20 protein-coding genes are annotated in these 15,060 nt (G+C 46.7%); 4 read left to right on the forward strand and 16 right to left on the reverse strand.

What is annotated here, in order from left to right:
* Window positions 1–159 precede the first annotated feature (159 nt).
* The 4 genes from EL173_RS12560 to EL173_RS12575 form a co-directional block, all read right to left on the reverse strand.
* The gene (locus tag EL173_RS12560; RefSeq protein WP_019728459.1) at window positions 160–1,344 is read right to left on the reverse strand and encodes an MFS transporter; all 1,185 of its coding nucleotides are present in this window, start codon (window positions 1,342–1,344) and stop codon (window positions 160–162) included.
* A gap of 399 nt (window positions 1,345–1,743) precedes the next feature.
* Window positions 1,744–2,136 (reverse strand): 30S ribosomal protein S9, encoded by a 393-nt coding sequence (rpsI, locus tag EL173_RS12565; RefSeq protein ID WP_003567483.1) that lies wholly within the window; start codon window positions 2,134–2,136, stop codon window positions 1,744–1,746.
* 13 nt (window positions 2,137–2,149) lie between these two features.
* Window positions 2,150–2,596, reverse strand: a complete 447-nt coding sequence (rplM, locus tag EL173_RS12570; protein ID WP_005686771.1) for a 50S ribosomal protein L13 — start codon at window positions 2,594–2,596, stop codon at window positions 2,150–2,152.
* A 281-nt stretch (window positions 2,597–2,877) separates the two neighbouring features.
* Window positions 2,878–3,495, reverse strand: coding sequence for a TetR/AcrR family transcriptional regulator (locus EL173_RS12575; RefSeq protein WP_005692141.1), 618 nt, complete (start codon window positions 3,493–3,495; stop codon window positions 2,878–2,880).
* Between the two features lie 80 nt (window positions 3,496–3,575).
* Here EL173_RS12575 and EL173_RS12580 point away from each other — a divergent pair, with 80 nt between their 5' ends.
* The 4 genes from EL173_RS12580 to EL173_RS12600 all read left to right on the forward strand — a co-directional run bounded on the left by EL173_RS12580 (window position 3,576) and on the right by EL173_RS12600 (window position 6,856).
* The gene (locus EL173_RS12580) at window positions 3,576–4,634 is read left to right on the forward strand and encodes an ABC transporter permease (RefSeq protein ID WP_014571592.1); all 1,059 of its coding nucleotides are present in this window, start codon (window positions 3,576–3,578) and stop codon (window positions 4,632–4,634) included.
* A 1-nt stretch (window position 4,635) separates the two neighbouring features.
* On the forward strand, window positions 4,636–5,346 hold the full coding sequence (locus EL173_RS12585) for an ABC transporter ATP-binding protein (protein ID WP_005692137.1): 711 nt from the start codon (window positions 4,636–4,638) through the stop codon (window positions 5,344–5,346).
* Window positions 5,347–5,530: 184 nt separating this feature from the next.
* Entirely contained in the window at window positions 5,531–5,752 is a 222-nt protein-coding gene (locus EL173_RS12590) for a P8 family protein (protein WP_005686763.1), read from the forward strand.
* A 342-nt stretch (window positions 5,753–6,094) separates the two neighbouring features.
* On the forward strand, window positions 6,095–6,856 hold the full coding sequence (locus tag EL173_RS12600) for a MerR family transcriptional regulator (protein WP_005692133.1): 762 nt from the start codon (window positions 6,095–6,097) through the stop codon (window positions 6,854–6,856).
* 219 nt (window positions 6,857–7,075) lie between these two features.
* Here EL173_RS12600 and truA read toward each other — a convergent pair whose 3' ends face one another.
* The 12 genes from truA to EL173_RS12660 form a co-directional block, all read right to left on the reverse strand.
* Window positions 7,076–7,819: a tRNA pseudouridine(38-40) synthase TruA gene (truA, locus tag EL173_RS12605; protein ID WP_014571593.1), complete on the reverse strand. Its 744-nt coding sequence runs from the start codon at window positions 7,817–7,819 to the stop codon at window positions 7,076–7,078.
* Window positions 7,820–7,834: 15 nt separating this feature from the next.
* The gene (locus EL173_RS12610) at window positions 7,835–8,632 is read right to left on the reverse strand and encodes an energy-coupling factor transporter transmembrane component T family protein (RefSeq protein WP_005686756.1); all 798 of its coding nucleotides are present in this window, start codon (window positions 8,630–8,632) and stop codon (window positions 7,835–7,837) included.
* Window positions 8,625–9,491 carry an energy-coupling factor ABC transporter ATP-binding protein gene (locus tag EL173_RS12615; RefSeq protein WP_005686754.1) on the reverse strand — a complete coding sequence of 289 codons (867 nt, stop codon included), beginning with the start codon at window positions 9,489–9,491 and terminating at the stop codon, window positions 8,625–8,627. The genes EL173_RS12610 and EL173_RS12615 overlap by 8 nt, the downstream gene beginning before the upstream one ends.
* Window positions 9,467–10,303: an energy-coupling factor ABC transporter ATP-binding protein gene (locus tag EL173_RS12620; protein ID WP_005686752.1), complete on the reverse strand. Its 837-nt coding sequence runs from the start codon at window positions 10,301–10,303 to the stop codon at window positions 9,467–9,469. The genes EL173_RS12615 and EL173_RS12620 overlap by 25 nt, the downstream gene beginning before the upstream one ends.
* 136 nt (window positions 10,304–10,439) lie before the next feature.
* On the reverse strand, window positions 10,440–11,105 hold the full coding sequence (locus tag EL173_RS12625; protein ID WP_019728461.1) for a hypothetical protein: 666 nt from the start codon (window positions 11,103–11,105) through the stop codon (window positions 10,440–10,442).
* Window positions 11,106–11,639: 534 nt separating this feature from the next.
* Window positions 11,640–12,020, reverse strand: coding sequence for a 50S ribosomal protein L17 (gene rplQ, locus EL173_RS12630; RefSeq protein ID WP_005686746.1), 381 nt, complete (start codon window positions 12,018–12,020; stop codon window positions 11,640–11,642).
* A 21-nt stretch (window positions 12,021–12,041) separates the two neighbouring features.
* Window positions 12,042–12,980: a DNA-directed RNA polymerase subunit alpha gene (locus EL173_RS12635; protein WP_005686745.1), complete on the reverse strand. Its 939-nt coding sequence runs from the start codon at window positions 12,978–12,980 to the stop codon at window positions 12,042–12,044.
* Between the two features lie 74 nt (window positions 12,981–13,054).
* A complete protein-coding gene (gene rpsK / locus EL173_RS12640) occupies window positions 13,055–13,444 on the reverse strand; it encodes a 30S ribosomal protein S11 (protein ID WP_003567514.1) in 390 nt (129 codons plus the stop codon).
* Window positions 13,445–13,464: 20 nt separating this feature from the next.
* Entirely contained in the window at window positions 13,465–13,830 is a 366-nt protein-coding gene (rpsM, locus tag EL173_RS12645) for a 30S ribosomal protein S13 (RefSeq protein ID WP_005686742.1), read from the reverse strand.
* A 32-nt stretch (window positions 13,831–13,862) separates the two neighbouring features.
* A complete protein-coding gene (gene rpmJ, locus EL173_RS12650; RefSeq protein ID WP_003567518.1) occupies window positions 13,863–13,979 on the reverse strand; it encodes a 50S ribosomal protein L36 in 117 nt (38 codons plus the stop codon).
* Between the two features lie 27 nt (window positions 13,980–14,006).
* Window positions 14,007–14,225 (reverse strand): translation initiation factor IF-1, encoded by a 219-nt coding sequence (infA, locus tag EL173_RS12655; protein ID WP_003567521.1) that lies wholly within the window; start codon window positions 14,223–14,225, stop codon window positions 14,007–14,009.
* Window positions 14,226–14,368: 143 nt separating this feature from the next.
* The gene (locus EL173_RS12660; protein WP_005686740.1) at window positions 14,369–15,025 is read right to left on the reverse strand and encodes an adenylate kinase; all 657 of its coding nucleotides are present in this window, start codon (window positions 15,023–15,025) and stop codon (window positions 14,369–14,371) included.
* Window positions 15,026–15,060: the final 35 nt, after the last annotated feature.

Consider the following 15,060-nt stretch of genomic DNA (forward strand, 5'->3'; position numbering starts at 1 on the left):
TAAAAATAAGCGCCAACAACAGGATTGCTTTGTACAAGTTTTGGAGCAAATTTTCACATACATATACCATTCGATAAATGATTAAATCATAATTTACACCCAAAATAACACCGCCGTAAAGCATGTCGTCCTTTTGTACCAAAAACAGTCTCGACATCACTAGTCTAGCTTTCGAATAAATCGCATCCAAATAAGCAATGACGACAACGCCAGCCCAATCGCACTAAGGATCAAGGCATTCCACCCCAAGATTGGAATCACACGGCCAAATAAAAAGTCAGCTGGTGGGATCAAAAGCGCACTAAAAATAAACAAGATTGAAAAAACGCGACCCAGATAATCATTCTCGGTGATTATCTGTAGCGCGGTGAATACCTTGGCATTGAATCTCGTACCAAAGAAGCCATTGATAAACGCGGCAAAAAGTAACGCAGGATAAACTCTAAAGATCCCGGGAATGAGAATGGACAACGCAAGCAAAAGTACATCTATGTAGTAACCATTCTTCCCACTTTTTTGGTTAAACAGTGCCAACAACAAGCCTCCGGCAATGCCGCCAATCGCCTCGATACTGATCACTGCGCTATACCAATCACCATTTAAATCTAACGAAACCTTGACCAAATATGGTAGTGAAAGCGTGTAAGCTTCAGCGAAAAAATTAATCGTGGCAATTAATATCAGCAACCCCAAGATCGTTTCTTTCTTTCGTACATACGCCATGCCAGACTTTAATTTGGGCAAGATCTGCAATTTTTCTTTATGATTGTTTTTTTCGGTATACCGGATGGTTGAGATTAATAAAGCGGACAAAACAAACGAAACCCCATTGATTAAAATAAAGCCATTAATGTTACTGTGAAGCTTCAATAACAATGCGCCAACCAACGGGCCAACCACTTTGATCGTACTTGACAACGTATTTTGAACCGAATTAAAAGGCTCGATTTGGCTTTCATGAATGACATTAGGCACAACGGCTTTTGCTGACGGCGAATTAAATGCCAACGAAACGTTAAGCACCGAACTCGTCAGAATCAATAGCAGTTTGCCTGCCACAACATCGCGAAGCAAAAAGGCGCACATGAAACAGGTCAGGCCGCTTAACAGATCAGCAAAAATCATCATATGTTTGCGGTTAAACGAGTCAACAATCGGGCCAGCAAAAACATTGGCAGCGATAAGGACCATGCCGCTGATACCGTTAATCAATCCCAAAAGTTCTGTTTGATGCGTTTGCTCAACTAAGAACCAGTTCATCCCGTAGATATAGACCATGTCGCCCAGTAAGGAAAAGCCGTATCCAAGAAGCAAAGGGAGCGCGTTTTGCATTCGCTTAATCATAATGCAATTCCTCGCTGTCCGAATATTCGATGGTATTTGTATGTAATGCACTTATCATTTTAATGACCTCGCCAGATTGAATTGTCGTCATTGTTCGCGATCAATCACGCTGACTTCAGACGCCTATCACTAAAAGGACACCGTGAAATTTCTTTGAACAAACACATGCTTTTCATCATAAGGGTTAAGCTAAAATTTATCAATCGTTAATTTTGCTCTTCAATTGCTAGGCGCTGGATCAAAATGATAAATTTGCAAGTAAACCGCGAAAGTTTCCAAATCTCCTAAAAATGAAACGTATTTTGGACAGCAAAAAAACCACCCGAACAGATAACTGTCCAGGTGGTTCCAAAGTTGATGCATATAACATGCACCGTTTTGCCGGTCGCTCTCGGCGAATTAACGCTTGGAGAACTGACTAGCCTTACGAGCTTTCTTCAAGCCATACTTCTTCCGTTCCTTCATACGAGGGTCACGGGTCAGCATGCCGGCCTTCTTAAGCGGGCCGCGGAAGTCAGGATCAACGGTCAACAAGGCACGGGCAATGCCGTGACGAGTTGCGCCAGCTTGGCCAGAGAAACCGCCGCCATTAACGTTAACAAGCACGTCATAGCTGCCTGTAGTTTCAGTGATGCCAAATGGTTGGCTTAAATCGGTGATCAGGTTTTCATATGGAAGGTAGTCGCGAACGTCTTTACCGTTCATCGTGATCTTGCCGGTACCAGGAACCAAACGGACCCGGGCAACGGAGTTCTTGCGACGACCTGTACCTGCGTATTGTACTTGTGCCACAGTAATTGCCTCCTTAGATTAAGTTTGAAATGTCGAGTACTTCTGGCTTCTGTGCCAAATGTGGGTGTTCCTCCCCAGCATAGACATGAAGCTTCAAGAATTGCTGATGACCAAGAGTGTTCTTGGTCGGGAGCATCTTCTTAACAGAGTATTCAACCAGACGAGCCGGGTTGTCCCGCAAGAGATCCCCAGCGATTTCATGTTTCAAACCACCTGGATGCTGACTGTGACGATAGTAAATCTTGTCTGAGGCTTTTTTGCCAGTCAACTTTAACTTAGAAGCGTTGATAACGATCACATTGTCACCTGTATCAACGTTTGGGGTGAATTGCGGCTTGTTCTTACCACGCAAGATCGAAGCAACGACAGATGATAAACGGCCCAACGCGATATCCGTTGCGTCGATCACATACCATTTACGTTCGATTTCACCTGGCTTAGCCAAAAATGTTGTACGCACGATTTGTTTCCTCCATAATTCTGTGCTTGTTTGAACACGTTAAGTTTCCGGGGCTTATCGTGGGGCAAACAATACCAGCTACTAGAATACCAACGATTAGCGCTCAAGTCAATGTAAAATTCAGTATCCTACTATAAAGTTGCACTCGCAGTTCGCGTTCTTTTAACTTCAAGATGTTGCTTGTCCCAAATGCGCTTGCGTACATCAAATACTTCTTAAAAACGGTGCTTTAATTTTACTGCTTCCATTAGTACCGTGTCTGCAACAGCCCACTCGATGCTTCAATCCTCGTATCCTTCCCCATTGGCTTCGGGCCGCAAAACACCGGTACAAAACATCTGCAAAGCGCGATCAAGCGACAATTGATTTTGAAAAGTGTTCCCGCGACCGGTACCTACAGTTGGTTGCAGATAAGCGGCTAAAACGGTTAAAAAATAGAGGGTCACGTCACGAACGCGATATGTCGGCGCCAGCTGTTCGTCAAAGGTGCTAAAAAACCGATCTAACGGCGACAACAAGCCGACTTGCCATGCCTGAAAAACATCCGCCTGCGCCTTAGAACTTAAATTCCCGACATCATGTAAGACGAGTTGCAAGTTCATCATGTTGTCATCGGTGAGTAAATGTCCGAGGCGCTTGACTTTTTTGCCAAAATTTTGGGCATCTATTTGTTCATGGGCAATTTTACTTGCCATGTCTTCACTTACCGCCATGACAACAGCAAGATACAAGGCCTCTTTGGTTTTAAAATAGTGATACAGCAGCGGTTGGCGAACGTCAGCCGCTTCAGCGATCATTCGGGTGGTCACCGCTGTGTAACCGTGATTCATAAATAATACCTGAGCGGCGGTTAAGATCCGCTGCACGGTCGCTTTCTTCTGGTCATTTCGTTGTGTCATTTTTCCAAGCCCTTTTCATTTATCAACTGATAAACAAGTGATATACTGATTGTGCAAAATCAAATATGGAGGTGATCGTGATGTTCCTTGCGTATAAAGAGATTATTCACAACAAAGCCCGCTATCTGCTCGTCATGGCGACCTTTGTTTTAATTGCCTATCTGGTCTTTTTTCTAACCGGTTTGGCTACAGGTTTAGCGCGTAACAATCGCACCGCCATTGACGCATTGCCGGGTAATTACGTTCTCCTGTCAAAATATGCCAACAAGAATCTCCTGAGTTCGACATTGAGCGCGGATCAAATCACCAAAGTCAGCACCAAGCACACCGCCGTCCTCGGTCAAGTTGCGGTTGTAGCGGAAAGTACCGCGAATAATAAGAAAGTCAATAGTAACGTCTTTGGCATCAACCTCAACGGCAAGCTGAAGCCGACTGTCACAAGCGGACGCCTGCCAATCCATCACAACGAGGTGCTCGCGGATGACAGTGTGACCATTTATGGTTTGCACCAAGGTGATCGCATCACTTTAAACGGCAGCAGTCAAACGTATCGGATTGTCGGGTTGACGCATGACCGGCGCTTTTACACGGTACCTGTATTTTACACAACTTTAGGCACTTTTCGGCAGCTAAAGTTCGGACAGCGCCAAGTTAAACAGGCCTCCGCGGTGATCAGTACAAAGCCGTTTAAAAATGTCCCGACCAAGACCCAATCCATTTCCAAAGCAACCTTAGTCGAAAACATCCCCGGCTATACAGCTGAAACTTCGACTTTTGCCTTAATGATCGGAGCAATGATTGGCATTATGCTCTTAATCATTGGCATCTTCATGTACATTTTAACCATTCAAAAAATTGCCATGTACGGGGTCATGCGGGCACAAGGCATTCGCACGCGGGCAATTATTGCTGCTTTGTTCTGGCAAATCCTGATGCTTGCGGTCACCGGCGTTGCTATCGGTGCCGGACTGTTGGGATTAACGCAATTTATTTTACCAAAAGCCATGCCATTTTATGCTAATCCGCCGCTTTTTATCGCGATCGCTGCCGCCTTAATTTTAATGTCCCTGGTTGGCGGGTTATTCTCACTACGCCGGATTTTGCACATTGATCCTTTAGCTGCGATTGGAGGCGAGTAACATGACCACACTAGTTCAACTCAAGCAAGTCAGCAAAGTTTACGGCAGTGGCCATACGGCGGTAGTCGCCTTGCACCCCACCGACTTTACGCTGCATGCCGGTGAATTTGCCGCCGTCATCGGGCCATCCGGTTCAGGTAAAACAACTTTGTTAACGATTATCGGCAATCTCCAGCAACCCAGCGACGGTCAGATTGTGATTAACAGTCAGGACACCACGCATTTTAATGAACGTCAGCGGACCGATCTGCGGTTTAATACGTTTGGCTTTATCTTACAAGCCAGCAACCTAATTCCTTTTTTGACCGTTAAAGATCAGCTAGCCTTAGTAGACCGTTTCAATCATCATCGCCAACACAAACGCTCCATGACCGAGCTCTTTAACCTACTCGGTATCAGCGACCTGACCACCAATTATCCGTCCGCTTTATCCGGTGGCGAAAAACAGCGGGTTGCAATTGCCCGTGCGTTATACAACGACCCGAAGATTATCTTAGCCGATGAACCGACCGCCAGCCTCGACACCAAACGGGCACTGCAAGTCGTGGCACTTCTGGCTGATATTGCCCACAAAACCAAGCGCGGTGTCATCATGATCACCCACGACACGCGTTTGCTGGATGACGTGGATACGCTATATGAAATGCGCGATGGTCAGCTCAAGCAACTCAGAGACAGAGCGGCCAAAAAAGTCACACCGAATCCAGCGTAGATTTAATCTTTTTTTAATATTTTAAGCTTGCCGCTATTCCGCATAGCAGCAGCATCTAAGCGCTATCAGATAGGCCGAATTAGCACTCTTTTAAAAACAGTGCTAAAAATTTGCATCATCGCCCAGCAAAAGGCTTATAATGAATTTGTATCAAAAATGAGTTTATATCATGGAGGTAATCATTATGGCAACAGTAGATCCTGAAAAGACATTGTTTCTCGATGAACCAATGAACAAGGTATTTGACTGGAGCAACAGCGAAGCACCTGTCCGTGATGCGCTGTGGGATTATTACATGGAAAAGAACAGCCGTGATACCATCAAGACTGAAGAAGAAATGAAACCAGTCCTAGACATGTCCGACGATGAGGTCAAAGCCCTAGCAGAAAAGGTTCTCAAGAAGTAAGATCACAAAACTAAACATCATGAACCGCGCCCCCACAAAAAGGGACGCGGTTCTTTTTGGGTGAGCGCGAGCAGGAGCGCTTAGAAGTCGGAGTGTAAGCGGCCTTAAGCGTGATGGCCCGCACTTGGCCATTGCGCTTAAGGTCCTTACACGCAGACTTCTGCGACTGCGAGCGCGTTATAGAAAGTACGGCAAGACATGCTAATTGCCCCTAATAGCATGTCCTCCGCAACCCACCAACCTCAAAACCACAAAACCTCAAACTCACTATCCACCTTCCCCCCTTGACCCTAACCCCACGTCACCGTTTAAAGTTATAATTGATCCAAGGGAGGCCAGTCAATGACATACTCAACCAAGCAACTCGCTGACTTAGCTGGTGTGACCATCCGCACACTACGCTACTACGACAAAATCGGCTTACTAAAGCCAACCCGCAATCCCAACAACGACTACCGCCAATACACGCAAGCTGAGGTCAATCGCCTGCAGGTCATCCGCTTCTTACAACTTTTCGAAATGCCACTCAGCCAAATCAAACAACTGCTTGACGGTCCAACCGACCAATTAACCGCCACGCTCATCCGGCAACGGCAACGCATCACCGCCAAACGCGACCAACTTAGCTTACTACTTCAAACCTTGGATCAAACTTTAGAAAAAGGGGTTAACACCATGACAGACAACGAAAAATTTGCTGCTTTTAAGCAACAAGCCATTCAGCACAATGAAGAACATTTTGGTAAAGAAGTCCGCGACCAATACGGAGAAGATGTCGTCGAAGCCAGCAATGAGAAGTTTCGCAAAATGTCCCAAGCACAAGTCGCACAACTGACCGCACTGCAACAGAAGATTCTTGAGGAACTAAAGCCACTCGTTGGTACGACCGATTACAACACCGCCGCCGCCAAGCATCTTTTCAAACTGCACAAACAGTTTCTCCAACTCACCTGGCCATCTGAACAATATTCCGAAAAAGCTCACCGCGGTCTGGCAGCCATGTACGTCTCCGATCCGCGTTTCACCAAGTACTATGAAGACGGCACAGGTAAAAAAGGTGCTTCCAAAACTTTGAACGCCATCATTCGCCATTACACGCGTTAACGCACCAAGATTTCATTTCGTGTGCGCTGTTTAAGCATTTTGGCGTGACTAACCAGCTGTCAATTTCAGCAGGATGAATTCATTTGCAAAGAGGCTCTAAAGACTGACCTACCAGTCCTTAGAGCCTCTTTTGGTTGCATAGTTTGTCAACTCGGTACTTCAAAATGCAAAAGATCAGGGAAATACCACAAAGCCAATAAAAAAGTTTGTGTGTGAGGGTCAATAATAAACTTCCTTCAAGTACAATCCCGAAGCAGGGGCCGTGCCTCTTGCCTGCTGCCTATCCTTAACTTCAAAAAGCCGTTGAAAATCATGAACATCGCGCCGGCCGTTGCCAATCTCCAAAGCCGTCGCCACCAAAATCCGCACCATGTTGTACAAAAAGCCATTACCATAAAACTCAAAAATCAATTCATTGGTAGCCGGATCTTCTTCAACCGTTGCCTCATAAATCGTCCGGACCTTATCTTTAATCACACCGCCACTAGCTGCAAAACTCGTGAAGTCATGCGTACCAACTAGATCTTTCAACGCAACCTCAATCCGCTTGACATCCAACTTATAAGGATAGTGTCCTGTGTAAAGGCGATTAAACGGATTCGTATAATAGCCACGCGCCACCCGATACCGATATCGCTTTCCCTTCGCTGAATAGCGCGCATGAAAATCCGCCGCGACAATTTCAGCTTTTAGGATTTCAATATCCAGTGGCATCAGTGAATTCATTGCCCGCAACATCGACTCAGCCGGAATATTTCCCGGGTAATCAAAACTAATGACCTGTCCTAGCGCGTGCACGCCTGAATCTGTCCGGCCTGAGCCATCAACATGCACCGGTTGCCCTTTTGCCATTTTCGTCAGAGCTTTTTGCAGAACACCTTGAACCGTTCGCTGCTTGGGCTGAACTTGATAGCCGGCAAAGTTGGTGCCATCGTAAGCCAGTGTCACTTTATAATGCGTCAATACAGTGGTTCCTTTCTAATACGCGCGCAGTAACAGCAAAAGTCCGGTTAAAACAAGCATACCGCCCGCAGCAATCCAGTCACGCTGATGATAACGTAAGATCCGATACTTGGTTCGATTGTCGCCGCCTTGATACCCACGGGCTTCCATCGCTGTTGCTAACTCGTCAGCGGTGGTGAAGCTAGAAACAAACAACGGGATCAGTAGCGGAACAACAGCTTTCATTTGCTGAAAAATATTACCTTCACCAAAGTCAACGCCACGCGCTCGTTGGGCATTCATAATTTTAGTGGTTTGATCCATCAATGTCGGCACGAATCGCAAGGCAATTTGCAAAACCAAGGCCAGCTCGGTCACCGGCACGTGAATAACCCGTAACGGTTTTAACAGACTCTCGACCGCATCAGCCAGTGAAAGCGGCTGGGTTGTTAGCGTCAGCAAGGTTGACATAAAGATGATGAGCACAAAACGAACGAAAATAAAGGCCCCATTAATCAGCCCTAGCTTCGTGATCCATAACCAACCCCAATGCCAATAAACCGTACCGCCACGAACAAACAATACCTGCAAAGCGACGGTAAACAAGATCAGCCAGATTAACGGCCGGACGCCTCGCAAGAAGAAGCCAAGTTTAATACCGGACAGCCAAATCATGAACAAAGTCGCCACAAACATCATTAAATACGTTTGCCAGTTGTTGGCTAGAAAAACAATCCCGATATAATAGAAACTCGCCATCAACTTGGTGCGAGGGTCAAGCTCGTGAATCCATGAATGGCCGGGAATATAGCGTCCAAGTAATAGTTTATCCACGCTGGCCACCTCCGATCTGTGGCAGCAATTGATCCGCCAACTCGGCTTCGGTTAACGGCTGCGGATCAAAGTGAAACCCTTTTGCAGTCAATTGTTGTGCCATTTGAGCGGTTTTAGGTAACCCTAGCTGATTCGCCTTCAACCAAGCCGAGTCGGCAAAGATCTCCCGCGGCGTTCCGGTTTTGATCAAATGTCCCTTTGCCATCACCCAAACCGTGTCGGCATAATCCGCCACATCGTCCATCTGGTGGGTCACGAGCACAATTGTCTGCCCTTCTTCACGATGCAGGCGTTCAAACATTTGCATCATTTCGTGCCGCCCAGCCGGATCCAGACCGGCTGTCGGCTCATCCAGCACCAAAACTTCCGGTTGCATGGCCAACACACCGGCAATGGCCACTCTTCGCATTTGCCCGCCAGACAGATCAAATGGCGACTTTTCTAATACATCATGCGGCAGACCGACCATCGTAATCATTTTATCCGCCAACGCTAAAGCATCCTGCTCGCTCACACCAAAGTTTTGCGGTCCAAAAGCAATGTCCTTAGCCACGGTTTGTTCAAACAGTTGATTCTCGGCAAACTGAAAAACCATACCAACTTTTTGCCGCAACGGTTTCAGATTCTTATTACTCGTTTCATTAGTGATGACCTTATCGCCAATCGTGACAGTTCCGGAAGTCGGCTTTAGTAATGCATTCAAGTGTTGCAAAATGGTCGACTTACCCGAACCGGTGTGGCCGATAATCGCCGTATAACTGCCATCATGGATGGTTCCGGAAACATCTTTGATCCCGTCACCAGCGAAAGGCGTACCTGCCTGATACGTAAAGCTCACATGGTCGAATGTAATGTCCACAGGTAGTCTACCAACCTTTCATTGTCCAAATATGCTTCTGGCATTGTGACACCGCGCTGAATCAAGGCGTCTTTTAACCGCTCGGAATACGGCACATCAAGCCCTAAGCGCAATAGGTCTGTCCCATGTGCAAAGATCTCGCTAGGCGTTCCGATTTCGTTAATCTTCCCGTCATTAAGTAAAATAATCCGATGCGCAGATGCCGCTTCATCAATATCATGGGTAATTGACAAAACGGTGAGCCCCAATTCATCTTTGAGTTCACGAATCACACCCAACACTTCCTGGCGACCGGCCGGATCTAGCATTGATGTTGATTCATCCAGAATAATAATCTCCGGGCGCTGGGCAATAATGCCGGCAATCGCCACCCGTTGCTTCTGGCCGCCAGACAACCGCGCCGGCTCCCGGTCAGCAAAAGCCGTCATGCCAACGCGTTTGAGGGCTTCATCCACCCGGCGAATCATGTCATCTCGTGGGACACCGCGATTTTCCAGTCCGAATGCCACATCATCGGCAACCGTCGCACCCACAAACTGATTGTCCGGATTCTGGAAAACAATCCCAACCTTGGCGCGAATATCCCACACGGTTTCTTCGCTAAGCGTCATCCCGGCAACTTCAACCGTGCCCGATTCTGGCGCCAGCAGTCCATTTAAATTTTTCGCCAGCGTACTCTTACCGCTACCATTATGGCCGATAATTGCCAGCCACTCACCTTTAGCCACATCAAACGACACATCTGTCAGTGCTTGACGTTTTGCTTCCGGATAAGTGTAATTCAAGTGTTGAACATGAATGACGTTGCCCACAATGCCCCTTCTTCCTACGCTTTGTATACCGAACAATGATACCATATTTTACCGAATTGTTGGACGATCCCTACTTCAAATACGAGATGTACCGCTAGTCGTTTCAGTGACCGCCGGGACTAATTAGCCAATTCAATCATCTTTTCGTAATATCCGGATCGGTACAAAGAAACCCGAAAAAGACCGTAAAAATCAACGCAATCAGCCCTAGAAGCCATGCCTGTACTTGCACCATTCCAACATGAGACATCACAATCCCAAACCGACTCTGGCCATTGACAACCAATTGCCGATAGAATTGACTTTGGATAAGGAAAATGAGCCAAAACATGAGGGCTACGCGTCCACCTTTTGCCGATAAACCCACAAGTAGCGAAATACTACCGGCAGGCATCACCCAGCTAAAGTTAAGAATCACCTGTAACAAAAACCCATCCAATGAGTGGGGATACATCAGATTGGCAAGCGGGTACCACTGCGCCAAAACCACCACGAGGAACCATAAAACAATAAGCGGTGTATAGGCCTTCATTAAAGAAAATGGTGTCTTGCTTCGTCTAAAGCGTGCCCCCATTAAGTAGCCACATAAAGCCGCAAAAAGCCACAGATACGAAGACCAGTCAATGGCCACCGCCCCATTGTCCAACCGATAAACAGTGGGAATAAACAGCCCACCTATACTCGTACTTGCAGGCGTAAATGCGAGTATCAAAACGACAAAGAGGATTGAAAGGATTGTCCAGCCGCTAACCAACAATAAGCCAAGTTGCAGCGGCGTTCGATAATGAAACCAAGTACGCATATTAGCATGACCTCCATTATGTCGCAGTATACAGGAAAAATCGGATTAGTAGTGCGATGGAGCTAGAAAGTTTGGCGAATTGAGGACCAATTTACCGCGCGTCATGGCTGGCTTTGTTTTAAGGCTAATGCTTTTTTAACTCGACCCCAGTATTTAAAAAGAATTCTCTTCCGCGTGTCGGCGAAGAGAATTCTTTTTAGTTGATAGATTTAATTACGGCAACAAGCTTGGTTACGCTTGCTTTCGAGGCGCTGGTTCATACTTCATCATAACGCGCTCACCAGCCCAGCAATCCACATGTAAGAGCCATGAACACCATGGTCAAAACGGGTATCACGTCCATGGTCGCTTACATGCCGACTGCTGATCGCAATAGTTTGCGATTGCACAAAAAAATCATTTAATGATGGAGACACCGGTTGCCCGGTGCTCTCAAGCTAGACTAAGCAGGATTATACCTGCCATCATCGTAACGCTCCATCGATCAAATGATCAAAGTTGGTTGACCTCGAGGGCCAGCCCTTTTAACTGAATTTAGACGAGCTCAATGATAACCATTGGTGCACCGTCACCGCGACGTGGCGCAGTCTTCAAAATGCGGGTATAGCCGCCTTTGCGATCTGCGTATTTTGGTGCCAAGTCACTGAACAGTTTTTGTAAAGCGGACTTCACAATCACACTGTCTTCTTGTTCTTCGACACTCGCAATTTCGTTGCGCACATAAGCTGCTGCTTGGCGGCGTGCATGTAAATCGCCACGCTTGCCCAAGGTGATCATTTTTTCAGCAGTTGAACGAACTTCCTTAGCGCGGGCTTCGGTTGTAACGATTCGTTCGTTGATCAGCAGATCCGTTGTCAAATCGCGTAGCATTGCCTTACGCTGTGAGCTGGTCCGCCCTAATTTACGGTAACTCATGGATTGGCCTCCTTTTCGAAATTAGTCTTCTTTACGCAATCCTAAGCCAAGATCTGCCAACTTGTTTTTAACTTCTTCAAGTGACTTGCGGCCTAAGTTACGAACTTTCATCATATCGGCTTCTGTTTTGTTGGTTAACTCCTGGACCGTATTAATCCCGGCACGCTTCAAGCAGTTGTAGGAACGAACCGACAAGTCAAGCTCTTCGATGGTCATCTCAAGCATTTTTTCCTTGTGCGTTTCTTCTTTTTCAACCATGATTTCAGCGTTCTTAGCTTCATCCGTCAAATTGACGAAAATATCCAGGTGTTCAGTCAGGATCTTCGCTGCTAAGCTGATGGCCTCACGTGGCGAGATTGAGCCATTAGTCCAAACATCCAGCGTTAACTTGTCGAAATCATTCCGACGGCCAACACGGGTGCTTTCAACTTGATAGTTAACCCGGCTGATCGGGGTGAAAATCGAGTCGATCGGCAAAACACCGATTGGCATGTCATCAGACTTATTCTGGTCAGCTGCCACATACCCGCGACCCTTTTTAACGGTCATACGTACATGGAAGTGCCCGCCGTCTGCAACAGTACAGATATACTGTTCAGGATTTAAGACCTCAACATCAGGATCAGCGACGATATCAGCAGCAGTTACCTTAGCCGGACCGTTGACATCAATTTCGATGTTCTTATCTTCATCAGTGTTCATCTTGAGTGCCAATTTCTTGATATTCAAAATGATCTGAGTCACATCTTCCAATACACCATCAATTGTGGAGAACTCATGAAGTACCCCATCAATTTGAATGCTGCTGACAGCTGCGCCCGGTAATGAAGAAAGAAGGATCCGCCGCAACGAGTTACCTAACGTAGTACCGTAGCCGCGTTCCAACGGTTCAACCACAAACTTGCCATAGTTGGTGCTTTCGTCAACTTTGGTAATGTTCGGCTTTTCGAATTCGATCATCTAGTTTGTACCCCTTTCAAAACGAGAAGTGAAGATTTGTCTGCCTGACCGCCATAACGGTCGAAGGGTAACAATTAAACACGACGACGCTTTGGAGGACGAGAACCGTTATGCGGAACCGGTGTAACATCACGGATCGCAGTAACTTCAAGACCTGTTGCCTGAAGTGAACGGATTGCAGCTTCACGACCAGAGCCTGGGCCCTTAACCGCAACTTCAACCGACTTCATGCCATGTTCCATTGATTCCTTCGCCGCAGCTTCAGCAGCCATCTGCGCAGCAAACGGTGTTGACTTACGACTACCTTTAAACCCGAGTGCACCAGCAGAGGACCAAGCGATCGCATTGCCGCGAGGGTCCGTGATCATTACTAAGGTGTTGTTGAAGGTTGAGTGGATATGAGCCACGCCAGATTCAACGTTTTTGCGGACACGGCGCTTCCGCGTAGTTTTTCTACCTGCCATCGATCAATGACCTCCTTTAATTATTTTTTCTTACCTGCCATCGTTGCTTTTTTCCCTTTACGGGTACGAGCATTGTTCTTGGTATTTTGTCCACGAACCGGCAAGCCACGACGATGACGGATGCCGCGATATGAACCGATTTCCATCAATCGCTTGATGTTCAAGTTCACTTCACGACGGAGATCGCCTTCAACTTTGTATGAGTCCAAAGCTGCACGAATCTTGTCTTCTTGTTCTGGGGTCAGGTCATCTTGACGAACATCTTCCGGAACACCGGCAGTCTTGAGAACCTTTTGAGCGGTTGTCTTGCCGACACCATAGATATAAGTTAAGGCAATGACAATTTGCTTACCACGTGGTAAGTCGACACCTGCGATACGAGCCATGTACAATGACACCTCCTATTTTTTAATTTATATTATCCCTGGCGTTGCTTATGCTTTGGGTTTGCAGAGCAGATAATCATGACCCGACCCTTACGACGGACCACTTTGCAGTGCTCGCACATCTTTTTAACAGATGGACGTACTTTCATGAGAATTTAGCCTCCTTGAGTTGGCAACTACTTGAAACGGTATGTGATCCGGCCCTTGGTCAAATCATAAGGTGAAAGTTCAACCGTCACCTTGTCACCTGGTAAAATGCGAATGTAGTGCATCCGAATTTTACCGGAAACATGGGCGAGGATCTCGGCACCATTTTCAAGCTTGACTTTGAACATCGCGTTGGGTAGGGTATCCGTCACGGTGCCTTGGATCTCAATTACATCGTCTTTTGCCACGAAGTGTTTCCTCCTAAAAATTATTGGTTCTATTAACGCGCGAAAAGGGTGAGGCCGATTGGCACTCACCGCATACCGCGATATTGTACCATAATTCTTCGACTTTGAAAACAGTCATGAGGGGCGTGCAATCGTCCAAGCACTTACTTTGCCACAGCAGCCAAAATCGTCTTAATATCTGCAAACACCTTATCGATGTCTTGATCACCATTAACAGTGTGGAGCAACCCCTTCTTTTGGTAGAAGTCTAATAATGGCGTATTCATCTCGATGTTTACTTTAAGACGGTTTTTAACGGTTTCCGGCTTATCATCTTCGCGTTGGAAGAATTCGTGGCCGCCACAGCGATCACATGTGCCGGCAACCTTTGGCGGGTTGTAGATTTTGTGATAAGTTGCACCACATGTCTTACAGATAAACCGACCAGACAAGCGGTCAACTAACTTTGCAGGCGCAACATCAATATTGATAACAGCATCTAACGGCTTCTTAAGATCAGCTGTGATCGTTTCGAGTGCCTCTGCTTGTTGGATGGTGCGCGGAAAGCCGTCAAGCATGTAGCCCGCATCGGTATCGGACTCAGCAAGGCGTTCCTTGACAATGCCATTGGTAACCGAGTCGGGTACCAGTTGACCTTTATCAATAAAGCCTTTTGCTTCCTTACCTAATGCTGTGCCAGCAGCCATCGCGGCTCGGAACATATCTCCGGTGGAAATATGTGCTATCGGATAAGTATCCTCAATCCGTTCTGCCTGCGTGCCTTTCCCTGCACCGGGAAGTCCCATTAAAATGAGATTCACGTTGCATCCTCCTCTAATTGTACGCGCTGGCATGT

It is taken from the genome of Lacticaseibacillus rhamnosus, assembly GCF_900636965.1.
GTDB classification, from domain to species: domain Bacteria; phylum Bacillota; class Bacilli; order Lactobacillales; family Lactobacillaceae; genus Lacticaseibacillus; species Lacticaseibacillus rhamnosus.

Bases quoted from the DNA above. Each gene is read 5' to 3' on its own strand.
- EL173_RS12560 (WP_019728459.1), bottom strand. From the start codon at position 1,344: ATGATTAAGCGAATGCAAAACGCGCTCCCTTTGCTTCTTGGATACGGC.
- EL173_RS12575 (WP_005692141.1), bottom strand. From the start codon at position 3,495: ATGACACAACGAAATGACCAGAAGAAAGCGACCGTGCAGCGGATCTTA.
- EL173_RS12580 (WP_014571592.1), top strand. From the start codon at position 3,576: ATGTTCCTTGCGTATAAAGAGATTATTCACAACAAAGCCCGCTATCTG.
- EL173_RS12585 (WP_005692137.1), top strand. From the start codon at position 4,636: ATGACCACACTAGTTCAACTCAAGCAAGTCAGCAAAGTTTACGGCAGT.
- EL173_RS12590 (WP_005686763.1), top strand. From the start codon at position 5,531: ATGGCAACAGTAGATCCTGAAAAGACATTGTTTCTCGATGAACCAATG.
- EL173_RS12600 (WP_005692133.1), top strand. From the start codon at position 6,095: ATGACATACTCAACCAAGCAACTCGCTGACTTAGCTGGTGTGACCATC.
- EL173_RS12625 (WP_019728461.1), bottom strand. From the start codon at position 11,105: ATGCGTACTTGGTTTCATTATCGAACGCCGCTGCAACTTGGCTTATTG.
- rplQ (WP_005686746.1), bottom strand. From the start codon at position 12,020: ATGAGTTACCGTAAATTAGGGCGGACCAGCTCACAGCGTAAGGCAATG.
- EL173_RS12635 (WP_005686745.1), bottom strand. From the start codon at position 12,980: ATGATCGAATTCGAAAAGCCGAACATTACCAAAGTTGACGAAAGCACC.
- rpsK (WP_003567514.1), bottom strand. From the start codon at position 13,444: ATGGCAGGTAGAAAAACTACGCGGAAGCGCCGTGTCCGCAAAAACGTT.
- rpsM (WP_005686742.1), bottom strand. From the start codon at position 13,830: ATGGCTCGTATCGCAGGTGTCGACTTACCACGTGGTAAGCAAATTGTC.
- rpmJ (WP_003567518.1), bottom strand. From the start codon at position 13,979: ATGAAAGTACGTCCATCTGTTAAAAAGATGTGCGAGCACTGCAAAGTG.